A 593-nucleotide genomic window follows, 5' to 3' on the forward strand; every position below is an offset into this window, starting at 1 on the left:
GATTACTTCTTCTTTTTCGGGGCGATGACCATGATCAGCTGGCGTCCTTCCATCTTAGGATGCTGTTCGACCGAACCGTACTCGAGCAAGTCACCTTCAACTCGCTTGAGGAGTTCCATCCCCAGCTCCTGGTGGGCCATCTCACGGCCGCGGAATCGCAAGGATACCTTGGCCCTGTCCCCATCACTCAGGAAACGTACCAGGTTGCGCAGTTTTACCTGGTAATCCCCTTCCTCCGTCCCTGGACGAAACTTGATTTCTTTAACCTGGATCTGCTTCTGGTTTTTCTTGGCCGCGGCAATCTGCTTCTTCTTCTCGAAGATCGATTTGCCGTAGTCCATCAGTTTGCAAACAGGGGGTACTGCATCGGCGGAAATCTCCACCAGATCCAGTTTGGCCTCTTCAGCCTTAAGAAGCGCGTCTTCAATTGACACAATCCCAAGCTGTTCACCTTCAGCCCCAATTAACCGAACCTCGCGTGCCGAGATATTCTCGTTGATCGGGGCTTTCGGTGCAGCTCGTTTATCTTGTCTCATTTCACGCTTAATAGTAATTACTCCGAATCTGGGCGACCACGCCGGGAAACCGCTTGC

General features: G+C 52.3%; 1 protein-coding gene. It reads right to left on the minus strand.

What is annotated here, in order from left to right; all coding sequences use genetic code 11:
• Nucleotides 1-2: 2 nt before the first annotated feature.
• Entirely contained in the window at nt 3-554 is a 552-nt protein-coding gene (infC, locus tag ACIPL2_RS04440) for a translation initiation factor IF-3 (RefSeq protein ID WP_169857083.1), read from the minus strand.
• Nucleotides 555-593: the final 39 nt, after the last annotated feature.

It is taken from the genome of Pseudomonas sp. NPDC086251 (genome assembly GCF_044746405.1).
In the GTDB taxonomy this organism is placed as follows: domain Bacteria; phylum Pseudomonadota; class Gammaproteobacteria; order Pseudomonadales; family Pseudomonadaceae; genus Aquipseudomonas.